Below are 19,115 nucleotides of genomic sequence, written 5' to 3' on the forward strand. Positions count from 1 at the left end.
GCTCGTGGCCGGGACCGACGCTGCGGAGATCGAGGTGGACGGCCGGACCGTGCGGCTGACCAACCCGGGCAGGGTGTACTTCTCGGCCCGGGGGGAAACCAAACTCGATCTCGCGCACTACTACCTCGCCGTCGCCGACGGCATCGTCCGCGCGCTGCGCGAACGGCCCTGCATGATGCACCGCTTCCCCAGCGGTGTCGACGGCGAGAAGGTGCACCAGAAGCGCCTGCCCAAGGGCGCGCCCGACTGGGTGCGCACCGTGCGCGTCCACTTCCCCCGCTACAACCGCACCGCCGACGAGCTGTGCGTGACGAGTCCCGCGGACGTCATCTGGGCCGTGCAGATGTCGACGGTGGAGTTCCACCCGTGGAACAGCCGCGCGGCCGACGTCGAGACGCCCGACGAGTGGCGCATCGACCTCGACCCCATGCCCGGCGTCGAGTTCCCGACGATCCGGCGGGTGGCCGCCGTGGTCCACGAGGTGCTCGACGAGCTCGGCGCCGTCGGCTTCCCGAAGACCTCCGGCGGCAAGGGTCTGCACGTCTACGTGCGCATCCGCCCCGAGCACTCCTTCACCGAGGTGCGCCGCGCGGCGCTGGCGTTCGCCCGCGAGGTCGAGCGGCGCGCGCCCGGCCTCGTCACGACGGCCTGGTGGCGCAAGGACCGCGAGCCCGGCACCGTCTTCCTCGACTGGAACCAGAACACCCGCGATCACACCATCGCCTCGGCCTACTCGGTGCGCGGGACGCCCGAGGCGCGGGTGTCGGCGCCGCTGCGCTGGGACGAGGTCGACGACGCCGAGCCCGGCGACTTCACGATCGCGACGATGCCGGCCCGCTACGCGCAGGTGGGCGACCTGACCGACGGCATCGACGAGGCGGTGTTCGACCTGCGCGTCCTGCTCGAGCAGGCCGACCGCGACTACGGCGTGCCCGACGAGCCGCCGGAGGTCTAGAAGCGGATCCCGTTCCAGGGCACGCTCGGCGCGGCGAACAGGCGGGCGAGGCGACCGGCGGCCCCCGGGGTGCGCTCCTCGAGCCGCCCGGCCCGGGCCAGCACCCGCGGGTCGACCCCGCCGAGGTAGAGCGCGCCGAGCGTCGCGGCGTCGAGGGCCACGTCGGGCTCGTCGCCGGTGGTGGTCGCCCGGGGCTCGACGGGGTCGGTGGTGTCGACCGCCCAGGTGCCCGCGGCGTGGCGCGCCGGGTCGTCGACCGCCAGCACGATCCGGTCGGTCACCGGGTAGCGGCGGGCCCCGAGCGCGGCCGGGACGTCGAGGATGCGCAGCCAGAGCATCTCGCGGCTCGTGCCGAGCGCCACCGGGCGCGGGTCGGCCAGCAGCCACGGCAGCGGCTCGTCGACCGACGCGTCCGACCAGGTCACCGTGCCGACGAGGTCGAGCGAGGCGAGGTGGCGCCACAGCTCCCGGTACGACTCCGGAGTCGTCGCCTGCAGGTCGAGCACCGCCACCTCGGCGACGCCGGTCTCCCCCCACCCGCGGGCGACGCGATAGACGACGTAGCCGCCCGGGCGCCCGGTCGCGTCGGACCACAGCACGGCGTGGCGGTGGCGGTCGGGCACCATGCCGCTGAACCCGACCTCGCCGGTGAGCAGCGGCGTCCACGACCCGGCGTCGCGGGCCATCGACCCCGGGTGGCGCCGGCGGGCCCGGTCCTGCACGGGCGCGGCGGCCGAGGGCAGCGTCGCGACGTCGAGGGTGCGCAGCCGCCCGGTCGGCTCCGGCACCCGGAACCGCGCGGCGCGGGTGTCGAGGGAGATCGACCGGGTCCAGGTCGCGAGGCCGAAGCCGAAGCGCTCGTAGAGCGAGCCCTGGGTGGAGGTCAGCGCGGCCACCGGCGTGCCGGTGCGCACCGCCTCGGCGAGGTCGTCGACGAGCACCGCGCGCAGCAGCCCGCGGCGGCGGTGGGTGGACCGCACCCCGATCGACGAGATCGCGTCGACGGCGAGCTCCCCGCCGGGCACGCTCATCTGCGCGTCCCACGAGCGCAGGGTGGCGACCGGCGCCGGGTCCGCGGTCTCCCACACCCCGCGCAGGCGCTGGCCCGCGTACGCCGCCGCGGCCCGGGCCAGGTCGCCCGGGTCCATCCGCGGACCCAGGAACGCGGCCTGCATCGCCCGGGCCCACGTGACCGTGTCGGCGTCGGCCGTCCCGTCGGTGACGTGCGGGACGAGCCGGTGGACCTGGTGGTTCACGACGGGTTCACGGACGTGCCGTGGCGGCGAGCTGGCCGCAGGCGGCGGCGATCTCGCGCCCGCGGGTGTCGCGCACGGTGCACGCGACACCGCCGTCGCGCACCCGCCGGACGAACTCGGCCTGCACCGGCGCCGGGCTCGCGTCCCACTTGCTGCCCGGCGTGGGGTTCAGCGGGATGAGGTTGACGTGCACCAGCCGGCCGAGGTGCTTCGAGGCCAGCTTGGCGAGGAGGTCGGCGCGCCACGGCTGGTCGTTGACGTCGCGGATCAGCGCGTACTCGATGGAGATGCGCCGGCCGGTGACGTCGGCGTAGCGGCGGGCGGCCGCGAAGACCTCGGCGACGGGCCAGCGCTGGTTGACCGGCACGAGGCTGTCGCGCAGCTCGTCGTCCGGCGTGTGCAGCGAGACCGCGAGCGTGACCTGCAGACCCTCGTCGGCGAGGCGGTGGATCGCCGGCACGAGGCCGACCGTCGAGACGGTGACCGAGCGCTGCGAGAGCCCGAGCCCGGCGGGTGGTGCGTCGCAGAGACGGTGCACGGCGTCGACGACCCGGCGGTAGTTCGCCAGCGGCTCGCCCATGCCCATGAACACCACGTTCGAGAGCCGCCGCAGGTCGGCACCCAGCCCGCCGTCGCGGACGACGGCCGCCGCCGAGCGGACCTGCTCGACGATCTCGGCGGTGGACAGGTTGCGCTCCAGCCCGTTCTGCCCGGTGGCGCAGAACGGGCAGGCCATGCCGCAGCCGGCCTGGCTGGAGATGCAGACGGTGGCGCGGTCCGGATAGCCCATGAGCACGCTCTCCACGAGCACGCCGTCGTTCGCGCGCCAGAGCGTCTTGCGGGTGGCGCCGCCGTCGCAGTCGACCACCGAGGTGGGTGTCAGCAGCTCGGGCAGCAGCGCCGGCGCGAGCGCCTCGCGGGCGGCCGCGGGCAGGTCGGTCATCGCGGCGGCGTCGGCCTCGAGGCGCGCGAAGTAGTGGCGGGAGAGCTGGTCGGCGCGGAACGCCGGCAGGCCGAGCTCGGCGACCGCCGCGCGGCGCGCGGCCGGGTCGAGGTCGGCGAGGTGGCGCGCCGGGCGCGTGCGCCGGGAGCCGCGCGGGGACAGGGAGAGCACCGGGCCGGGCGCGTCCTGCGCGTCCGGGCCCGCGAGATCGGGTACGGCGGGCTCGGTCATCGCGCACGGTCCCGCAGCATCTCGACCAGCCCGACGCGGTCGGCGGCCGACAGCAGCAGCAGCACGCCGGCGAGCAGCCCGAGCAGCCCCTGGGACACGAACCCGCCCGCGGTGGCGGTCGTGATCAGCGCGGAGAGCACCCCGGCGCCGACGAGCACGAATCCGAGCCAGCGCGTCGGCCGCTGCCCGGTCGAGCGGCTGAGCAGCACGAACGCGACCCCGGTGGCGACCAGCGCGAGCCCCGGGAGGAACGCCGAGGCGCTGATGAGCCCGAGCACGATCGACGCGACGATCACCAGCGCGATCACCGCGCCGCCGAGCCGCAGCACCTCGGTCGAGCGCGTGGTGTCGAACAGGCGCGGCCCGCGCCGGCGGTTCTCCACCCCGATGCCGATGGCCACGGCGATGCCGACCGCGAGGATCAGCGTGCCCACGCCGTCGGCGCCGAGACCGAGGGTGCCGGCCGCGAGCCACACGAGCCCGGCCCCGATCTCGACGAGCACCGGGTCGAGGTGGACGGCACGCCCCCCGCGGGGCGGCGGGGAGCCCTGGAAGCCCCGCCCGGGCGGGCGCGGCGGCGGGTACGCGGACACGACATCCACGGTAACGCGGGCGCGCCGGAGAACCCGACGCCAGCCCCGACCTCGACGACAGGGCTGTCAAGGCCCTGCGCGCCGCCGGATCTCGGCCACCACGGCCGGCAGCACCTCGTGCACGTCGCCGACCACCGCCCACGTCGCCCGGCGCATCATCGCCGCCTCCGGGTCGGTGTTCACCGCGAGGATCGACCGGGCCGACATGCAGCCCACCCAGTGCTGCGTCGCGCCGCTGATGCCGCAGGCGACGTAGAGGTCCGGGCTGATGCGGGTGCCGGTGAGCCCCACCTGGTCGGCGTGGGGGCGCCAGCCGTTGTTCGTGGCCACGCGCGAGCACCCGACGGCCCCGCCGAGCAGGCCCGCGAGCTCCTCGAGCACGGCGTAGCCCTCGGCGCTGCCCACCCCGCGCCCGCCCGACACGACCACCGGCGCGGTCGCGAGCGTCATCCCCGTCGAGCGCGCCCGGTGCTCGACCAGCCGGGCGCGCGGCAGGGTCGGGTCCAGGTCGGGGACGACGACGTCGACGGCCACCTCCGGCGCCGGCGCGGTCTCGCCGGTGGTGCGCGCGCCGCCGGTCAGGGTGGCGAGGCGGACCGGGGCGTCGAGCACCGCGTCCTCGAGCAGGATGCCGCCCGCGCGCTCGCGGGTGACCTCCCACGGCTCCCCCGGACGGATCTCTGTGCACGCCGTGGCCAGCGGCACCCCGAGCGCCGCGGACGCCCACGCCATCGCCTCGGTGCTCTCCGGGGTGGCCGCGGCGAGCACCGCCGCCGGTCCGCGCGCCGCGACGAGCCCGGCCAGCGCCTCGCCGACCGTGGCGGGCGGCGCGTCGGCGAGCAGCTCGTGCTGGAGCAGGACCAGGTGCGCCACGCCCTGCTTGGCGAGGTCGTCGGGCAGGTCGCCGGGCTCGCCGAGCGCGACGGCGGTCACCTCGGCGCCGAGCTCCCCGCCCAGGTCCCGCGCCGTCGCGAGGACCTCCCCCGCCGCGGCGGTCGGGCTCCCCTGCGCGTCCCTCTCGATCCACGCGAGCACCATCAGCGCACCACCCCCAGCTCCGCCAGGACGTCCACCACCGCCGGCGCGGCCCCCGCGCCCTGCCCGAGCAGGACGGTCTCCGCGCGGGCCTCGGGCCGGTGGCGCAGCCGCCGGGTCCGCAGGCCGCTCGTCGCCGCCGGGCCGGCGAGCACCCGGACCGGCGCCTTCTTCGCCCGCAGCCGCCCCTTGATCGTCGGGTAGCGCGGGAGGTTGAGGCCCTCGAGCACCGCGGCCACCGCGGGCAGCGGGGCATCGTGGACCTCGACGCCGCCGCCGGCCTCGCGGCGCAGGGACACCCGCCCGTCCCCGACCTCGATCCCCTTCACGCCGCCGACGACCGGGCGCCGCAGCGCGCACGCCACGCGGAACCCGACCTGCGCGTGCCCGGCGTCCGCCGACGCCTCCCCGAACAGCACGAGGTCGTAGGGCGGCAGCTCGCCCAGCGCGCCCGCGATCGCGGCGGCGGTGACCTCGGGCTCGGGGTCGGCGACGGGCGCGTCGACCCGGACCGCGTGGTCGGCGCCCATCGACAGCGCGTAGCGCAGCTGCTCCTCGGTCGCGGGCGGCCCGACGGTCAGCACGCCCGCGCGGCCACCCGTGCGCTCGGCCAGGCGGACAGCCTCCTCGACCGCGCACTCCTCGTGCGGGCCGATGGTGAAGCCGAGGTGACGGGTGTCGATCGCCGTCGCGTCGGCCGTCAGCGCGATCTCCGCGCCCACGGCGGGCACGCGCTTGATGCAGACCAGGACGTCCATCGTCGTCGGCATGCCGTCCTCACCCCCGCATCCGTGTGTCGTCGGGGTCGAACAGCGGCGTGCGCCCGGCCCGCGCCACCGTCACCGGGTACCGCTCCCCCAGGTACTCGACGAGCAGGCCGGTGCCCTCGACCGCGTGCCACGGCGGGAGGTACGCCAGCATCAGGTGGGTCCCGAGCGACGGCGCCGTGCCCGCACTCGTCACGTACGACGGCCGGCCGCGCCGGTCGGTGATGCGCGCGCCGTCGGGCGTGAGGATCGGCTCGCCGCCCTGCGGGAAGCGTGTCGTCCCGTCGAGCCGCAGCGTGCACAGCGTCGCCTCGGGCTCGCCCTCGCGCGCCTTGGTGTACGCGGCCTTGCCGACGAAGTCCGCCTCCTTGATCCGGGGCAGCGCGAGCCCCGCCTCCACCGGCCCGTGCTCGGCGTCGAGCTCGTGGCCCATGAGCCGGTAGCCCTTCTCGATCCGCGCGGTGGTGCCGTAGACGCCGATGCCGGCGGGCACGATCCCGTGCGGCGCGCCGGCCGCGGCGACGGCGTCCCAGAGCCGCAGGCCGTGCTCGGTGGCCGTGTGCAGCTCCCACCCGAGCTCGCCGACGTAGGACAGCCGCAGTGCGAGCACCGGGATCGAGCCGACGTGGACGGTCCGCGCCGTGGCGAACGGGAACGCGGCGTCGGTGACGTCGTCGTCGGTGATCGCGGCGAGGACGTCGCGCGCCCGCGGGCCCCAGAGCCCGAGCGTGCACACCGCGGACGTGACGTCCTCCAGCGCGACCGAGCCGTCGGCCGGCAGGTGCCGGCGGAACCACGCGAGGTCGCGCGCCCCGTCCGAGGCGCCCGTGATCACCCGGAACGCGTCGTCGCCGAGGCGCACCACCGTCAGGTCGGTGCGGAAGCCGCCGTCGGGCCCGAGCACCGGCGTGTAGATCACCCGCCCGACCGGCCGATCCATCTGCGCGACGCACAGGTGCTGGAGGTAGGCGAGCGCGCCCGGGCCGTGGACGGCGAACTGGGAGAAGGCGCTCAGGTCGATCATCGCGACGGCCCGGCGCATGGCGAGGTGCTCGGCGCTCGTGATCGGCGACCACCAGCGCGCGTCCCACTCGTGCGGCCGGTCCTCGACGCCGAGCTCCGCGACCAGCGGCTCGTTGGACCGGTACCACTGCGGGCGCTCCCAGCCCGCGACCTCGAAGAACTCCGCGCCGAGGGCCTCCTCGCGGGGGAAGAAGGGCGAGCGGCGCGCGCCGCGGTCCGAGCTCCACTGCTCGCGCGGGTGGATGATCCCGTAGGTCTTGTTGAAGCCCTCGGCGGCGCGGGCGCGCACGTGGGCGCGGGTGCGCTCGTGCGGGGCGAACCGGGCGACGTCGGACGCGTGCGGGTCGATCTCGGGGGCGCCGCACGTCATCCACTCGGCGATCAGGCGCCCGACCCCCGGGCCCTCCTTGATCCACACCGCCGCGGCCGACCAGAGGCCCCGCACCTCCGTCTCGCCGAGCAGCGGGTGCCCGTCGGGCGTCAGGGAGAGCAGCCCGTTGATGGCGTGGCGGATGCCCGCGTCCGGCCGGTCGAGGATGCCGCCGAAGAGCTCGAGCGCGGCCTCCATCTGCGGGTCGAAGTCGTCGGGGGTGAACGGCAGCTGCGTCGGCGAGAGCGCCGCGGCCGCGATCGACGGGATGTCGTCGGGGTCGCACAGGATCGGGCGGTGGGCGTAGGACCCGATCTCCAGGTCGGGCCCGCTCTGCCGCTCGTACATCAGCGGGTCCATGTCGCGGATGATCGGGAACGCGATCTCCCGGCCGGTCTCGGCGAGCTCGGCGATCGGCCCGACGTCGATCATTTGGTGCACGGCCGGGGTCAGCGGGATCGTCGCCCCGGCGAGCGCCGCGATGCGCGGGCTCCACACCCCGCACGCGACCACGACGTACTCGGTCTCGACGTCGCCCCGGTCGGTGCGCACCCGGGTCACGCGGCCGCCCTCGGTGACGATGGCGAGCACCTCGGTCAGCGCGGAGACGGTGAGCGCCCCGGCCGCCGTCGCGCGCTCGCGCATGAGCTCGCCGGCGCGCAGCGGGTCGACGACGGCCACCGACGGCGTCCAGAACCCCGCGAGCACCACGGACGGGTCGAGGAACGGGACCTTCTCGGCCACCTCGGCGGGGCTGATCAGCTCGGCGTCGATGCCCCAGGCCCGCGCCGACGACATCCGCCGGTGCAGCTCCTGGACCCGCTCCTCGGTGCGCGCGACCTCGATGCCGCCGCACGTCGTCAGCGTGTCGAGCTCCGCGTACTGACGGGACGAGTCGCCGGTCAGCAGCGTGATCTCGCGGGAGTGGTCCACCGGGAACACGAAGTTCGACGCGTGCCCGGTGGAGCCGCCCGGGTCGGGCAGGGGCCCCTTGTCGACGAGCAGGACGTCGCGCCACCCCAGCCGGGCGAGGTGGTGCACGACGGCGTTGCCGACGATGCCGGCCCCGATGACGACGACCTGGGCCCGGTCCGGGAATGCGCTCACGGCTCCTCCTCGCGAAGGGGTGTCCTCACGCGGCGGCGCGGCGGGCCCGGGAGAGCCACCGCACGGTCGGCGCGACCTGGTTGAACGTGTAGAGGTGCAGCCCCGCGAGGTCGCCGCAGCCCGCCGCGAGGCCGGTGACGAGCTCGTCGGGGGTGTGGCGGCCGGGGCGCAGCAGCGATCCGGCGGTGCCGCGGTGCGAACGGGCGAAGCGCGCGGCGTCGGCGACCCCGATCCGCACCGAGAGCCGCAGCAGCCGCGCGGCGTCCACGACGCCCGGGACGCCGGCGATCACCGGCAGGTCGATCCCTCGAGCCCGCGCCTCCCGCGCGAACCGGCAGACGAGGTCGGCGTCGAAGCACAGCTGCGTGACGGTGTAGTCGGCGTGGAACTGCTTGATCCGCAGGTCGGCCCAGAGCACGTCGTCGGCGACCCGGTGGTGCCCGTCGGGGTACGACGGCACGCCGACCCGCGGCGGGCGCCGCCCGAGGTCCTCCATCGCCCGCAGCAGCGCCAGGCCGTCGGGCAGCTCCCCGGCGGCCTCGCGCGCGTCGCCACCGACGACGAACACCTCGCGCACCCCGGCCGCGGCGAGCCGGTCGAGGTGCTCGGCGAGCTCGCCGCGGTCGCGCAGGCTGCGCGCCGCGAGGTGGGGCACGGCCGCGAAGCCGCGCGCGGCGAGCGCCTCGGCGACGGCGACGGTCGCGGCCACGCCCCGGCGCGGGGTGGTCGTCACCGTCACCGTGGCGCCGGCGGGCAGATCGGCGGTGATCGTCTCCGGGGTGTCGAGCACCTCCGCCGTCGGTGCCACCTCGAAGCGCGGGTCGGCGAGCAGGGCGGCGAGGGTGGTGCGGGCTCCCGCACCACCCTCGCCGGTCCCGTCGGTGAGGTGGTCCACGACCCGCTCAGCCCTTGGGCGTCTGCTTGCGCGGGTCGACGAACGGCTTCTCGACGACGACGCCGTCACGCACGTCGTCGAGCGTGGCGATCTGCAGCGTCGTGCCCAGCGGCGTCGACGGCGTCGCGACCATCGCGAGCCCGATGTTGCGCTCGAGCCGCGGCGACCAGCAGGCGCTGGTGACCTTGCCGACGACCTCGCCGGCCTCGTCGCGCACCGTGAACGGCTCGATCATGGAGCCGTCGTTGAACGACCCCAGCCGCGCACCGCCGATCTCGACGCCGACCATGGACCGCGACAGGCCCTGCTGCTTCGCGCGGATCAGCGCGTCCTTGCCGACGAAGTCGGCGTCCTGGCCGAGGTCGACCATCCAGGTGTAGTCGTAGCCGACCTCGAGCGGGTTGGTGTCGAGGGTGATGTCGCAGCCGTAGGCGAGCATGCCGCCCTCGATGCGCCGGATGTGGCACGGGCCGATCGGGCGCATCCCGTGCGGGCGGCCCGCCTCCCACACGCGGTCCCACAGCCGGCCGGCGTTGCGCACGGCGTCGCGCAGGTAGATCTCGTAGCCGATCTCGGCGCTGTAGCCGGTGCGGCTGACGACGACCTCCATGTCGTCGATGACCGCGTGGCGCAGGTGGTAGTAGGGCATCTCGGCGACGTCGGCCCCGACCAGGTCGGTGACGACGGCCTTCGCCTTCGGCCCCTGGACCTGCACCGGGGCGACGTCGATCTCGCGGACCTGCACGTCCCAGCCCCCGGCGTGGGCCAGCGCCGTGCACCAGAGCCCGACGTCGGAGTCGGCCAGCGACAGCCAGAAGCGGTCGGACTCGACGCGCAGCAGGACGGGGTCGTTGATGATCCCGCCGTCGGGCGCGGTGAGGAACACGTACTTGCACTGGCCGACCGCGCACTTCGTCAGGTCGCGGGGCACCAGCGCGTTGGTGAACGCGAACGCGTCCGGGCCGACGATCTCGATCTGGCGCTCCACCCCGACGTCCCAGAGCGTCACGTCCTCGAGCAGCGCCCAGTACTCGGCGATCGGGTCGCCGTAGTGGCGGGGGTGGTACGTGTGGTTGTACACGCTGTACATCGCCACGCCGTGCGCGCGCGACTTCCAGAAGTACGGCGACTTCCGCAGCCGCGGGTAGAGCAGGATCCCCGGATTCGACACCACCGTCGACGACGGCTCCGGCGCGAGCTCCACCGCCGCACGGGTGGGCAGGACGTCCGTCATCAGCACCTCACTTCATCGTGCGTCCGGCGGCCCCCCGGAGCCGGCATGCGGACGATTGTTGCGCTTCCAGCAACTGGTTTCGCTGGCCGCAACCAGCGTGCGACCGTGACCGAGATCACGTCAAGGGATCCGGATCAGTGGCTTGCTGGAACGGTGCAGTGCGGCAGGTGCGGTGATCAGGGCCGGACGAGCCCGGCGGGCTCCCGGCGGGTGTGCACGCGGTACGCGACGGGCAGCGCGAGGCCCGGTGTGCCGTCGATCGCCCGCTGCGCGACGACGGGGGTGAACTCGATGCGCAGGACGTCGCCGAGGGTCGTGCGGTCCGCGAAGCGCCACAGGGTGTCGACCCGCCGCACCGCGAACCCCTGCTCGGCGAAGAAGCGCTCGGCGGCGCCGGGGTCGTAGCGCGGGGCCGAGGCGCGCATCCAGGCGCCGTAGGAGTGCCGGGTGGCGTCGAGGTCGACGACGACCAGCACCCCGCCCGGGCGCAGGACCCGCGAGGCCTCGGCGAGGCCGGGCTCGCAGCCGGGGCCGAAGAAGTAGGCGGTGCGGGCGTGCACGACGTCGGCGCTGTCGTCGGGCAGCGGCAGGGCGGCCGCGCTCCCCTCCTCGACCCGGCAGGTCGGGAGGCCGGCGACACGCTCGCGAGCACGGGCCACGAGCGGTGCGTGGGGCTCGACGCCGACCACCGTCCGGGCCCGCTGCGCGAAACGGGGCAGGTGGTAGCCGTCGCCGCACCCGACGTCGACGACGTCGGCGCCCTCGTACGGGGCCAGCTCGGCGACGGTGTCCCACAGCGCGCCGGTGGCGTCCTGCGCCTCGTTCTCCCGCTCGTAGACCTCGGGCCAGCGCCAGATGTTGGGCGACTCGACGACGTCCCCCCGGGAGACGGAGCGATCAGACGAGCACGCCGATGGGGTGGCTCGACCCGTCGAGGGCCGACGGAACCGCGTCACCCGTGCACGGGGACGAGCAGGAAGAGCAGCAGCCAGGCGACCGGCGCGGAGGTGACCAGGGAGTCCAGGCGCTCCATCAGCCCGCCGTGCCCGGGCAGCACCGAGCCCATGTCCTTGATGCCGAGGTCGCGCTTGACCAGCGACTCGACGAGGTCACCGGTGACGGCGGTGCCGACGAGCAGCGGGCCGACGACGAGGCCCCACCACCACTGGTCGTCGAGGAGCAGGGCGATCGACAGGGACGCGCCCAGCGAGCCGAAGACGATCGAGCCCGCGAAGCCCTCCCACGACTTCTTCGGGCTGACCTTCGGGGCCATGGGGTGGCGCCCGATGAGCGCGCCCACGGCGTAGCCGCCGGTGTCGGAGCAGATGACGACGATGAGGAACGTCAGGACCCGTTGGGCGCCGTCGGCAGGGACGACGAGCATCGTCCCGAACGCCATGAACAGCGGGATCCAGCACAGCACGAGCATCGACGCGCCGACGTCGCGCACGAAGCCCGCGGCTCCGAGCCGCATGCGCCACAGGAAGCAGCCGATGACGGTGACGAGCAGGCCGCCCAGGATGCCCTCGGTGCCGAACGGCCAGGCCAGCCAGATCATCGCCTGACCACCGACCAGCACGGGGACCCGTGAGAGCCGGATGCCGGCGGCGCGGTGCAGCGCGCCGAAGAGCTCCCAGGTGCCGATCACCGCGCAGATCGCGACGATCCCGATCCACGCCTGCCGCACCGTGAGCAGCGCGACGAGGACGACCGCGCCCATCGCCAGGCCGACACCGATGGCGACGGGCAGGTTCCGCCCGGCCTTCGACGACGACGGAGGCTTGTCCTGCCCGCCCGGCGCGCGCGTCGGGGCCGGGGCGTCCGACGAGGGGGCGTCCTCGCCCGCGGCGGGGGCGCTCGCTGCCGGCCGCCGGGGCCGCGATGCGGAGGAGGGCATGGCTCCAGACCTCAGAAGACCTCAGACCTCGAGGAGCTCGGCTTCCTTGTTCTTGACGAGGTCGTCGACCTGCGCGACGTAGCGCGAGGTGACGCTCTCGAGCTCCTTCTCGGCACGGCTCGTCTCGTCCTCGCCGGCCTCGCCGTCCTTGACGATGCGCTGCAGCTCGTGCATGGCGGAGCGGCGCACGTTGCGGATGGACACCTTGGCGTCCTCACCCTTGCTGCGCGCGACCTTGACCATGTCCTTGCGGCGCTCCTCGGAGAGCTGCGGGAACACGACGCGGATGATCTGGCCGTCGTTGCTGGGGTTGACGCCGAGGTCGGAGTCGCGGATCGCGCGCTCCATGCTGCCCAGCTGGCTCGCGTCGTACGGCTTGATGACGGCCATGCGGGCCTCGGGCACCTGGACCGACGCGAGCTGGTTGAGCGGGGTCCACGCGCCGTAGTACTCGACGTTGATGCGGTTGAACATCGCGGGGCTGGCCCGGCCGGTGCGGACACCGCCCAGGTCCTCCTTCGCGACGCTGACCGCCTTCTCCATCTTCTCCTCGGCGTCGAGGAGCGTCTCGTCGATCATGGGTCGCCTCTCCTCAGGAGCCCGAAGGGGTGTGGACCAGCGTGCCGATCCTCTCACCCCGCACGGCTCGTGCGATGTTCCCCTCGACCAGCAGGTTGAACACCATGATCGGCATCCGGTTGTCCATGCAGAGGCTGAACGCGGTGGCGTCCGCGACCTTGAGGCCCTTCTCCAGCACCTCGCGGTGGGAGATCTCGTGGAACATCGTCGCCGTCGGGTCGAGCTTGGGGTCGGCGGTGTAGACGCCGTCGACGCCCTTGGCCAGCAGCACGACCTCGCACTCGATCTCCAGCGCACGCTGGGCGGCGGTGGTGTCGGTGGAGAAGTAGGGCATGCCGACGCCGGCGCCGAAGATGACGACGCGGCCCTTCTCGAGGTGGCGCATCGCCCGGCGCGGGATGTACGACTCGGCGACCTGGCCCATCGTGATGGCGGTCTGCACGCGGGTGTCGATGTGGTGCTCGCGCTCGAGGAAGTCCTGGAGCGCCAGGCAGTTCATGACCGTGCCGAGCATGCCCATGTAGTCCGCACGCTGGCGCTGCATGCCGTAGCGGTGCAGCTCCTCGCCGCGGAAGAAGTTGCCGCCGCCGATGACGACGGCGATCTGCACCCCGGAGCGCACGACGTCGGCGATCTGGCGGGCGACGGTCTGCACGACGACCGGGTCGACACCGACCCCGCCACCGCCGAACATCTCGCCGCCGAGCTTGAGCAGGACCCGGCGGTGACCGGACCGGGACCCGGGACCGGCGTCGGACACGGTCTGGGGACTGGCCACGCTCTTCCTCCCACCGCCGAACGGAGTGCTCGGCGCGACGGCTCGTCGGGCGGGCACGACCGGGGCGGGACCGGGTGCTCCGGTCCCGCCCCGTCGGGCTCAGGGCTGGCCGACCTCGAAGCGCGCGAAGGTGCGGACCGAGACGCCCGCCTCCTCCAGCACCTTGCCGACCGTCTTCTTGTCCACCGACACCGAGTCCTGCTCGAGGAGCACGGTGTCCTTGTAGTAGCCGTTGAGGCGACCGTCGACGATCTTGTCGATGATCTTCTCGGGCTTGCCCTCCTCGCGGGCGGTGGCCTCGGCGATGCGGCGCTCGTTGTCGACCACGTCCGAGGGCACCTCCTCACGGGTGGTGTAGAGCGGGCGCGCCGCCGCGACCTGCATGGCCGCGCCGCGGGCCGCCTCGGCGGCCTCGTCGCCGTCGCCGGTGTAGGCGACGACCACGCCGATCGCCGGCGGCAGGTCCGAGGACCGGCGGTGCAGGTAGGTCGCGGTCGGGCCGTCGAGCACGGCGACGCGGCGCAGCTCGAGCTTCTCGCCGATGCGCGCCGAGAGCTCCTGCACCTTGTCCTCGACCGTGCCCTCGCCCAGGCTCGCGGCCTTGAGCGACTCGAGGTCCTTGGCGCCCGTCGACAGCGCGACACCGAGGATGTCGTCGGCGAGCGCGACGAAGTCGGCGTTCTTGGCGACGAAGTCGGTCTCGGAGTTGAGCTCGATCATCGCGCCGTCACGGGCGGACACCACGCCGTTGGCGGTGGTGCGGCCGGCCCGCTTGCCGACGTCCTTCGCACCCTTGATGCGCAGGGCCTCGACGGCCTTGTCCATGTCGCCCTCGTTCTGCTCGAGGGCCTTCTTGCAGTCCATCATCCCGGACCCGGTGAGGTCCCGGAGCTTCTTCACGTCCGCAGCGGTGTAGTTCGCCATGGTGCGGCTCTCGTCCGTCCCTGTTGATGGGTGGGTCGTGGTTGCTGTGTCGCTCGGGGGCCCGGCGGTCAGCCGGCGCCACCCTGCGGGGTCGGGGCGCCGTTCTGCTGGCCGGCCTCCGGGGCGGCGGCGAGGGCGTTGTCGTCCACCTCGGAATCCTCGGTGGCCACGCCCGCAGTGCGCTCCGGACGGCTGACCGGCGTCGTGTCGTCGCCGATCGCGTTCGTCGTCGCCTCGGCCTCCGGCGAGGCGACCGGCATGTCGCCGGGCGCGTCGGTCGCGGAGCTGGTGCTGCCCTGCTCCAGGCCGGTCGGCGCGCTGGCGCCGTCGCCGCCCTGGGCCATGAGCTCCTGCTCCCACTCGGCCAGCGGCTCGTCCTCGCCGCGCTCGGCGCCGTCGCGCTGGCCGCGGGCCTGCAGGCCGTCGGCGCACGCCTGGGCGACCACGCGGGTCAGCAGCGCCGCCGAGCGGATGGCGTCGTCGTTGCCCGGGATCGGGTAGTCGACCTCGTCGGGGTCGCAGTTGGTGTCGAGGATGGCGACGACCGGGATGTTGAGCTTCCGGGCCTCGCCGACCGCGATGTGCTCCTTCTTGGTGTCGACCACCCACACCGCGCTGGGGACGCGGCCCATGTCGCGGATACCGCCGAGCGTCTTCTCGAGCTTGTCGTGCTCGCGGGTGAGCATGAGGATCTCCTTCTTGGTGCGACCCTCGAAGCCCCCGCTCTGCTCCATGGCCTCCAGCTCCTTGAGGCGCTGGAGGCGCTTGTGCACGGTGGTGAAGTTGGTGAGCATGCCGCCCAGCCAGCGCTGGTTGACGAACGGCATGCCGACGCGGCGCGCCTGCTCGTCGATGGCCTCCTGGGCCTGCTTCTTCGTGCCGACGAAGAGCACCGTGCCGCCGTGGGCGACGGTCTGCTTGACGAACTCGTAGGCGCGATCGACGTAGGACAGCGTCTGCTGCAGGTCGATGATGTAGATGCCGTTGCGCTCGGTGAAGATGAAGCGACGCATCTTGGGGTTCCAGCGGCGGGTCTGGTGACCGAAGTGGACACCGGAGTCCAGCAGCTGGCGCATCGTGACGACGGCCATGCGGTGGAACTACCTCTCTCGGCGGCCCGGCGCTCTGCGGCCAGGCCTGGCGGTTGTCGCGACGTCCCGGCCGGGCCGCCGCCCTGGTGCCCTCGGGGGAACCGATCCCGGAACCCGCCGCAGAGGCGGGACCGCCCGGGTGCTGGCAGCGCCCGCGGGGCGGGCGCTTCGAGGGCACGCGAAGTCGGCCCGTCCGACTCCACGCGGACGAGGAGACGACGGACCGCTGGTCACGAGTGTACCCGCGCCCCCGCCGCCCTCTCCCGCGCCCTCTCCCCGCCCCGGACGTGCTCGGGCGCCTGACCGCACCGGGTGGTGTCAGCGTGGCGTCCACGCTGGCGTCAGACGCCAGGAAATCCACCAGCTCGACAGGGGCCGGCGCGGCGTCCGGATCGGCGGGGAGCCGTCCGGTGCCCGGCTGCGTCCAACCCGGCGTGAGACCTTCTTCCTGGGCCCTGGCCGTGCTGCTCCTCGCGACGGCGCTCGTGGGCGCGATCCCGGCGCGCGCCGCTCCCGCTCCCCCGCCCGTGGTGCCGGTCGGGGCGTTCGGCTGGCCGCTGGCCGGGATGGACGGCGACGGCGCCCCGGCGAGCGCGGGTGCGCCGGGCGCGGTGACCCGGCTGTTCGACCCGCCCCCGCACTACTACGGCCGCGGGCACCGGGGCGCCGACGTCGCCGGGCACCCGGGGCACGCGGTGGTCGCCACCGGCGACGGCACCGTCGTGTTCGCCGGGCGGGTCGCCGGGCGCGGCGTGGTCTCGGTGCAGCACGCGGCGGGCCTGCGCACCACCTACGAGCCCGTGACGGTGGCGGTGGCGGTGGTGCCGGGCGCCGCCGTCCGGCGCGGCGACACCCTGGGCGCCCTCGAGCCCGGGCACCGCGGCTGCCCCGTGGCGGCCTGCCTGCACTGGGGGCTGCGGCGACCGTCGGCCGACCCCGCGGTGGGCGCGCTGGAGTACCTCGACCCGCTCCTGCTGCTCGGTCTCGGGCGGGTGCGGCTGCTGCCGACCGACCCGTGACGTTCAGGCGTGCTGGAGCTCGGCGAGCCGGGCGCGCAGCCGCATCACCGCGCGGGTGTGCAGCTGGCAGACGCGCGACTCGGTGACCCCGAGGACCCGGCCGATCTCGGCCAGCGTCAGGTTCTCGAAGTAATACAGACCGACCACCGTGCGGTCGCGCTCGGCGAGCTGCCCGACGGCCTCGGCGAGCAGGCGCCGCGTCTCGCGGTCCTCCATCGCCGAGAGCGGGTCCTCCGCGCCCGTGTCGGCCAGCGAGTCGGCGAGCGACGGGGCCGACGCACCGTCGACCGAGCCGCCACCGCGGCCGGCCGCGACGAGCTCGTCGAGCGCCGCGACGCTGGTCATCGCGATCTGCCCGAAGGTGGAGCGCAGGTCGTCGGTGGAGGTGTCGAGCTCGGCGGCCAGCTCGGCGTCGCTGACCGAGCGCTGCTCGCGGCCCTCGAGGCGCTCGATGGCCCGCTCGATCTCGCGGGCGCGGGAGCGCACGGAGCGCGGCACCCAGTCCTGCGAGCGCAGCTCGTCGAGGATCGCGCCGCGGATGCGCTGCATCGCGTAGACCTCGAACTTGCGGCCGCGGTCGGGCTCGAAGCGCTCGATGGCGTCGACCAGGCCGAAGATCCCGCACTGGATGAGGTCCGCGACGTCGACGTGCGCGGGCAGGCCGGTACCGACGCGGCCGGCGACGTACTTGACCAGCGGCGCGTAGTGCAGCACCAGCCGGTCCTTCGTGGACTTGCGCGGGTCGTCGGCGTACGCGGCCCAGAGCTCGGCGATGCCGGCCTCGACCATCGCCTCCTCGTCCGCACTCCCGGACGGCGCGCGGCCGAGCGTGGCGGGCAGGGGGTGGGCCTCGGCGGGCGCGGACCGGTCGCCGCGGGGCCCGTCGGCCGGCGCCGGCACGGGGGCGAGCGCGGTCGCGCCGTCGGTGACCGGCGGCTCGCGGCGGGCCGGGGCGCGGCGGCGCGGGGTGCGGGCGGCGACGCCGGCGGCGCGCACGGCGGCGTCGGAGTCGGAGCCCGGCAGGGCGGGCAGCGGGCCGGTGCTCGGGAAGCGGTCGGACCCGGCCATGGTGGCCGTCGAGGTCACGGAGACGCCGTCCCGCCCGGGCTCAGGCACGGGGGTGGGCGGTGTCATGGATGGCCCTCAGTCGCTCGGCGGACACGTGGGTGTACAGCTGGGTCGTCGCCGGTGAGGCATGACCCAGTAGTTCCTGGACGCTCCTCAAGTCCGCTCCCCCCTCGAGCAGGTGTGTGGCCGCCGAGTGCCGCAGCCCGTGCGGTGCGATGTCGGGCGCCCCCGGCACGGCGCCCGCCGCGTCGTGCACGACCCGGCGCGCGATGCGCGGGTCGAGCCGCCCGCCCCGCGCGCCGAGCAGCAGCGCCGGCGGCGACGACGGCACCGCGAGCGCCGGGCGGCCCTCCCGGCGCCAGGTGTCGAGCGCGGCCGCGGCCGGCGCGCCGAAGACGACCGTGCGCTCCTTGGCCCCCTTGCCGAGGACCCGCAGCGTCCGCCGGCCGTCGTCCACGTCGTCGACGTCGAGGCCGCAGAGCTCGGAGACGCGCACGCCGGTGGCGTAGAGCAGCTCGAGCAGCAGGTGGTCGCGCAGGGCGACGGGGTCACCCTCGGCGGCCCCGGACGCCGCGGCGGCCAGCGCGGCGGCGGCCTGGTCGGCGCGCAGGACCTCGGGCAGGCGGCGGTGGGCGCGCGGCGACGCGAGCCGCGCGCCGGCGTCGGTGGGCGCGCGGCGGGTGCGGGCCGCCCAGGCGGTGAACGTGCGGGCGGCCGCCGCCCGGCGCGCGAGGGTCGTCCGGCTCGCGCCGCGCGCCCGCTCACCGGCGAGCCAGGCACGCAGTCCCGCGAGGTCGAGGGCGTCGAGCTCGAGCGGCGCGTCCTCAGGGAGGTCCGGCCCGCGCAGGTGACCGAGCAGCGAGCCCACGTCGCCGACGTAGGCGCGCACGGTGTGCGGGGAGAGCGCGCGCTCGTAGCGCAGGTGCGACGCGAAGGCGGCGAGGTGCGTGGCAGCGGTCGCGTCGCCGGCGTCGCCGTCCCGCGGCGCCGGCACGGGGGGATCGGCCGGACGGACCAGACCGGCGGCGTCGGCCGACGACCGGTTGTCCACGACGTCACGCGCGGCGTCGGACAGGGCGGTCGCGGCGGGGCGCGGAGCCCCCGCTGCGTCCGTCTCGGTGAACGCGGAGCGTGACGACGTGACCGGGTCGAAGGGGAACTCACGAGAGGCCCCTCGACCAGGTGACCGGGACGGCCCGAGGGGGCGTCCGGTCGAGCCGTCGGAAGAGAACGTGCCGGTCATCGCGGTGAAGACTCCCGATCCGGGCGCCGACGGTCAAGCACCGCCACGGTGCGTTCGGTGACCGTGGGCCACCGTCGAGGAGCGGCTCCACTCGTCGCGCTCTGCAA

At 74.9% G+C, this 19,115-nt stretch carries 17 protein-coding genes and 1 pseudogene; 2 read left to right on the forward strand and 16 right to left on the reverse strand.

Translation table 11 applies throughout. From position 1 onward, the window contains the following. The first annotated feature begins 4 nt into the window (after positions 1-4). Complete coding sequence (gene ligD, locus PGB27_RS03125; RefSeq protein ID WP_274198866.1) at positions 5-955, forward strand: non-homologous end-joining DNA ligase; 951 nt, start codon at positions 5-7, stop codon at positions 953-955. Here the strand turns inward: ligD and PGB27_RS03130 are convergent. The 14 genes and pseudogenes from PGB27_RS03130 to rpsB all read right to left on the reverse strand — a co-directional run. After that, positions 952-2,211, reverse strand: coding sequence for a GNAT family N-acetyltransferase (locus PGB27_RS03130; protein ID WP_274198867.1), 1,260 nt, complete (start codon positions 2,209-2,211; stop codon positions 952-954). The two genes, ligD and PGB27_RS03130, sit on opposite strands and share 4 nt — an antisense overlap. A 7-nt stretch (positions 2,212-2,218) precedes the next feature. Continuing rightward, a complete protein-coding gene (rlmN, locus tag PGB27_RS03135; RefSeq protein ID WP_274198868.1) occupies positions 2,219-3,385 on the reverse strand; it encodes a 23S rRNA (adenine(2503)-C(2))-methyltransferase RlmN in 1,167 nt (388 codons plus the stop codon). Beyond that, positions 3,382-3,978: a hypothetical protein gene (locus PGB27_RS03140; protein WP_274198869.1), complete on the reverse strand. Its 597-nt coding sequence runs from the start codon at positions 3,976-3,978 to the stop codon at positions 3,382-3,384. Before PGB27_RS03140 ends, rlmN begins: the two co-directional genes overlap by 4 nt. A gap of 66 nt (positions 3,979-4,044) precedes the next feature. Beyond that, complete coding sequence (locus PGB27_RS03145; RefSeq protein ID WP_274198870.1) at positions 4,045-5,016, reverse strand: electron transfer flavoprotein subunit alpha/FixB family protein; 972 nt, start codon at positions 5,014-5,016, stop codon at positions 4,045-4,047. Then, the gene (locus tag PGB27_RS03150) at positions 5,016-5,783 is read right to left on the reverse strand and encodes an electron transfer flavoprotein subunit beta/FixA family protein (RefSeq protein ID WP_274198871.1); all 768 of its coding nucleotides are present in this window, start codon (positions 5,781-5,783) and stop codon (positions 5,016-5,018) included. Before PGB27_RS03150 ends, PGB27_RS03145 begins: the two co-directional genes overlap by 1 nt. Before the next feature lie 7 nt (positions 5,784-5,790). Beyond that, a complete protein-coding gene (locus tag PGB27_RS03155) occupies positions 5,791-8,280 on the reverse strand; it encodes a GcvT family protein (protein ID WP_274198872.1) in 2,490 nt (829 codons plus the stop codon). A gap of 25 nt (positions 8,281-8,305) precedes the next feature. After that, complete coding sequence (locus PGB27_RS03160; RefSeq protein WP_274198873.1) at positions 8,306-9,175, reverse strand: methylenetetrahydrofolate reductase; 870 nt, start codon at positions 9,173-9,175, stop codon at positions 8,306-8,308. 7 nt (positions 9,176-9,182) lie between these two features. Continuing rightward, positions 9,183-10,409 (reverse strand): glycine cleavage T C-terminal barrel domain-containing protein, encoded by a 1,227-nt coding sequence (locus PGB27_RS03165; RefSeq protein ID WP_274198997.1) that lies wholly within the window; start codon positions 10,407-10,409, stop codon positions 9,183-9,185. A gap of 176 nt (positions 10,410-10,585) precedes the next feature. Then, entirely contained in the window at positions 10,586-11,266 is a 681-nt protein-coding gene (locus PGB27_RS03170) for a class I SAM-dependent methyltransferase (RefSeq protein WP_274198998.1), read from the reverse strand. Between the two features lie 95 nt (positions 11,267-11,361). Then, positions 11,362-12,306, reverse strand: a complete 945-nt coding sequence (locus PGB27_RS03175) for a phosphatidate cytidylyltransferase (protein WP_274198874.1) — start codon at positions 12,304-12,306, stop codon at positions 11,362-11,364. 21 nt (positions 12,307-12,327) lie between these two features. Next, positions 12,328-12,885 (reverse strand): ribosome recycling factor, encoded by a 558-nt coding sequence (gene frr / locus PGB27_RS03180; protein ID WP_274198875.1) that lies wholly within the window; start codon positions 12,883-12,885, stop codon positions 12,328-12,330. A gap of 13 nt (positions 12,886-12,898) precedes the next feature. Continuing rightward, positions 12,899-13,645, reverse strand: a complete 747-nt coding sequence (pyrH, locus tag PGB27_RS03185; protein ID WP_274198999.1) for a UMP kinase — start codon at positions 13,643-13,645, stop codon at positions 12,899-12,901. A gap of 117 nt (positions 13,646-13,762) precedes the next feature. Beyond that, positions 13,763-14,587, reverse strand: coding sequence for a translation elongation factor Ts (tsf, locus tag PGB27_RS03190; RefSeq protein ID WP_274198876.1), 825 nt, complete (start codon positions 14,585-14,587; stop codon positions 13,763-13,765). 331 nt (positions 14,588-14,918) lie between these two features. Beyond that, positions 14,919-15,678, reverse strand: a pseudogene (gene rpsB / locus PGB27_RS03195) (30S ribosomal protein S2); the annotation flags it as partial. Positions 15,679-16,088: 410 nt separating this feature from the next. Here rpsB and PGB27_RS03200 point away from each other — a divergent pair. After that, complete coding sequence (locus PGB27_RS03200; RefSeq protein WP_274198877.1) at positions 16,089-16,697, forward strand: peptidoglycan DD-metalloendopeptidase family protein; 609 nt, start codon at positions 16,089-16,091, stop codon at positions 16,695-16,697. Positions 16,698-16,700: 3 nt separating this feature from the next. Here PGB27_RS03200 and PGB27_RS03205 read toward each other — a convergent pair whose 3' ends face one another. Further along, on the reverse strand, positions 16,701-17,783 hold the full coding sequence (locus PGB27_RS03205; RefSeq protein WP_274198878.1) for a FliA/WhiG family RNA polymerase sigma factor: 1,083 nt from the start codon (positions 17,781-17,783) through the stop codon (positions 16,701-16,703). 22 nt (positions 17,784-17,805) lie between these two features. Continuing rightward, positions 17,806-18,759 carry a tyrosine-type recombinase/integrase gene (locus PGB27_RS03210; protein ID WP_274198879.1) on the reverse strand — a complete coding sequence of 318 codons (954 nt, stop codon included), beginning with the start codon at positions 18,757-18,759 and terminating at the stop codon, positions 17,806-17,808. Between the last annotated feature and the right edge of the window lie 356 nt (positions 18,760-19,115).

Origin of the sequence: Actinomycetospora lemnae, assembly GCF_028737315.1 — a bacterium.
GTDB lineage: Bacteria > Actinomycetota > Actinomycetes > Mycobacteriales > Pseudonocardiaceae > Actinomycetospora > Actinomycetospora lemnae.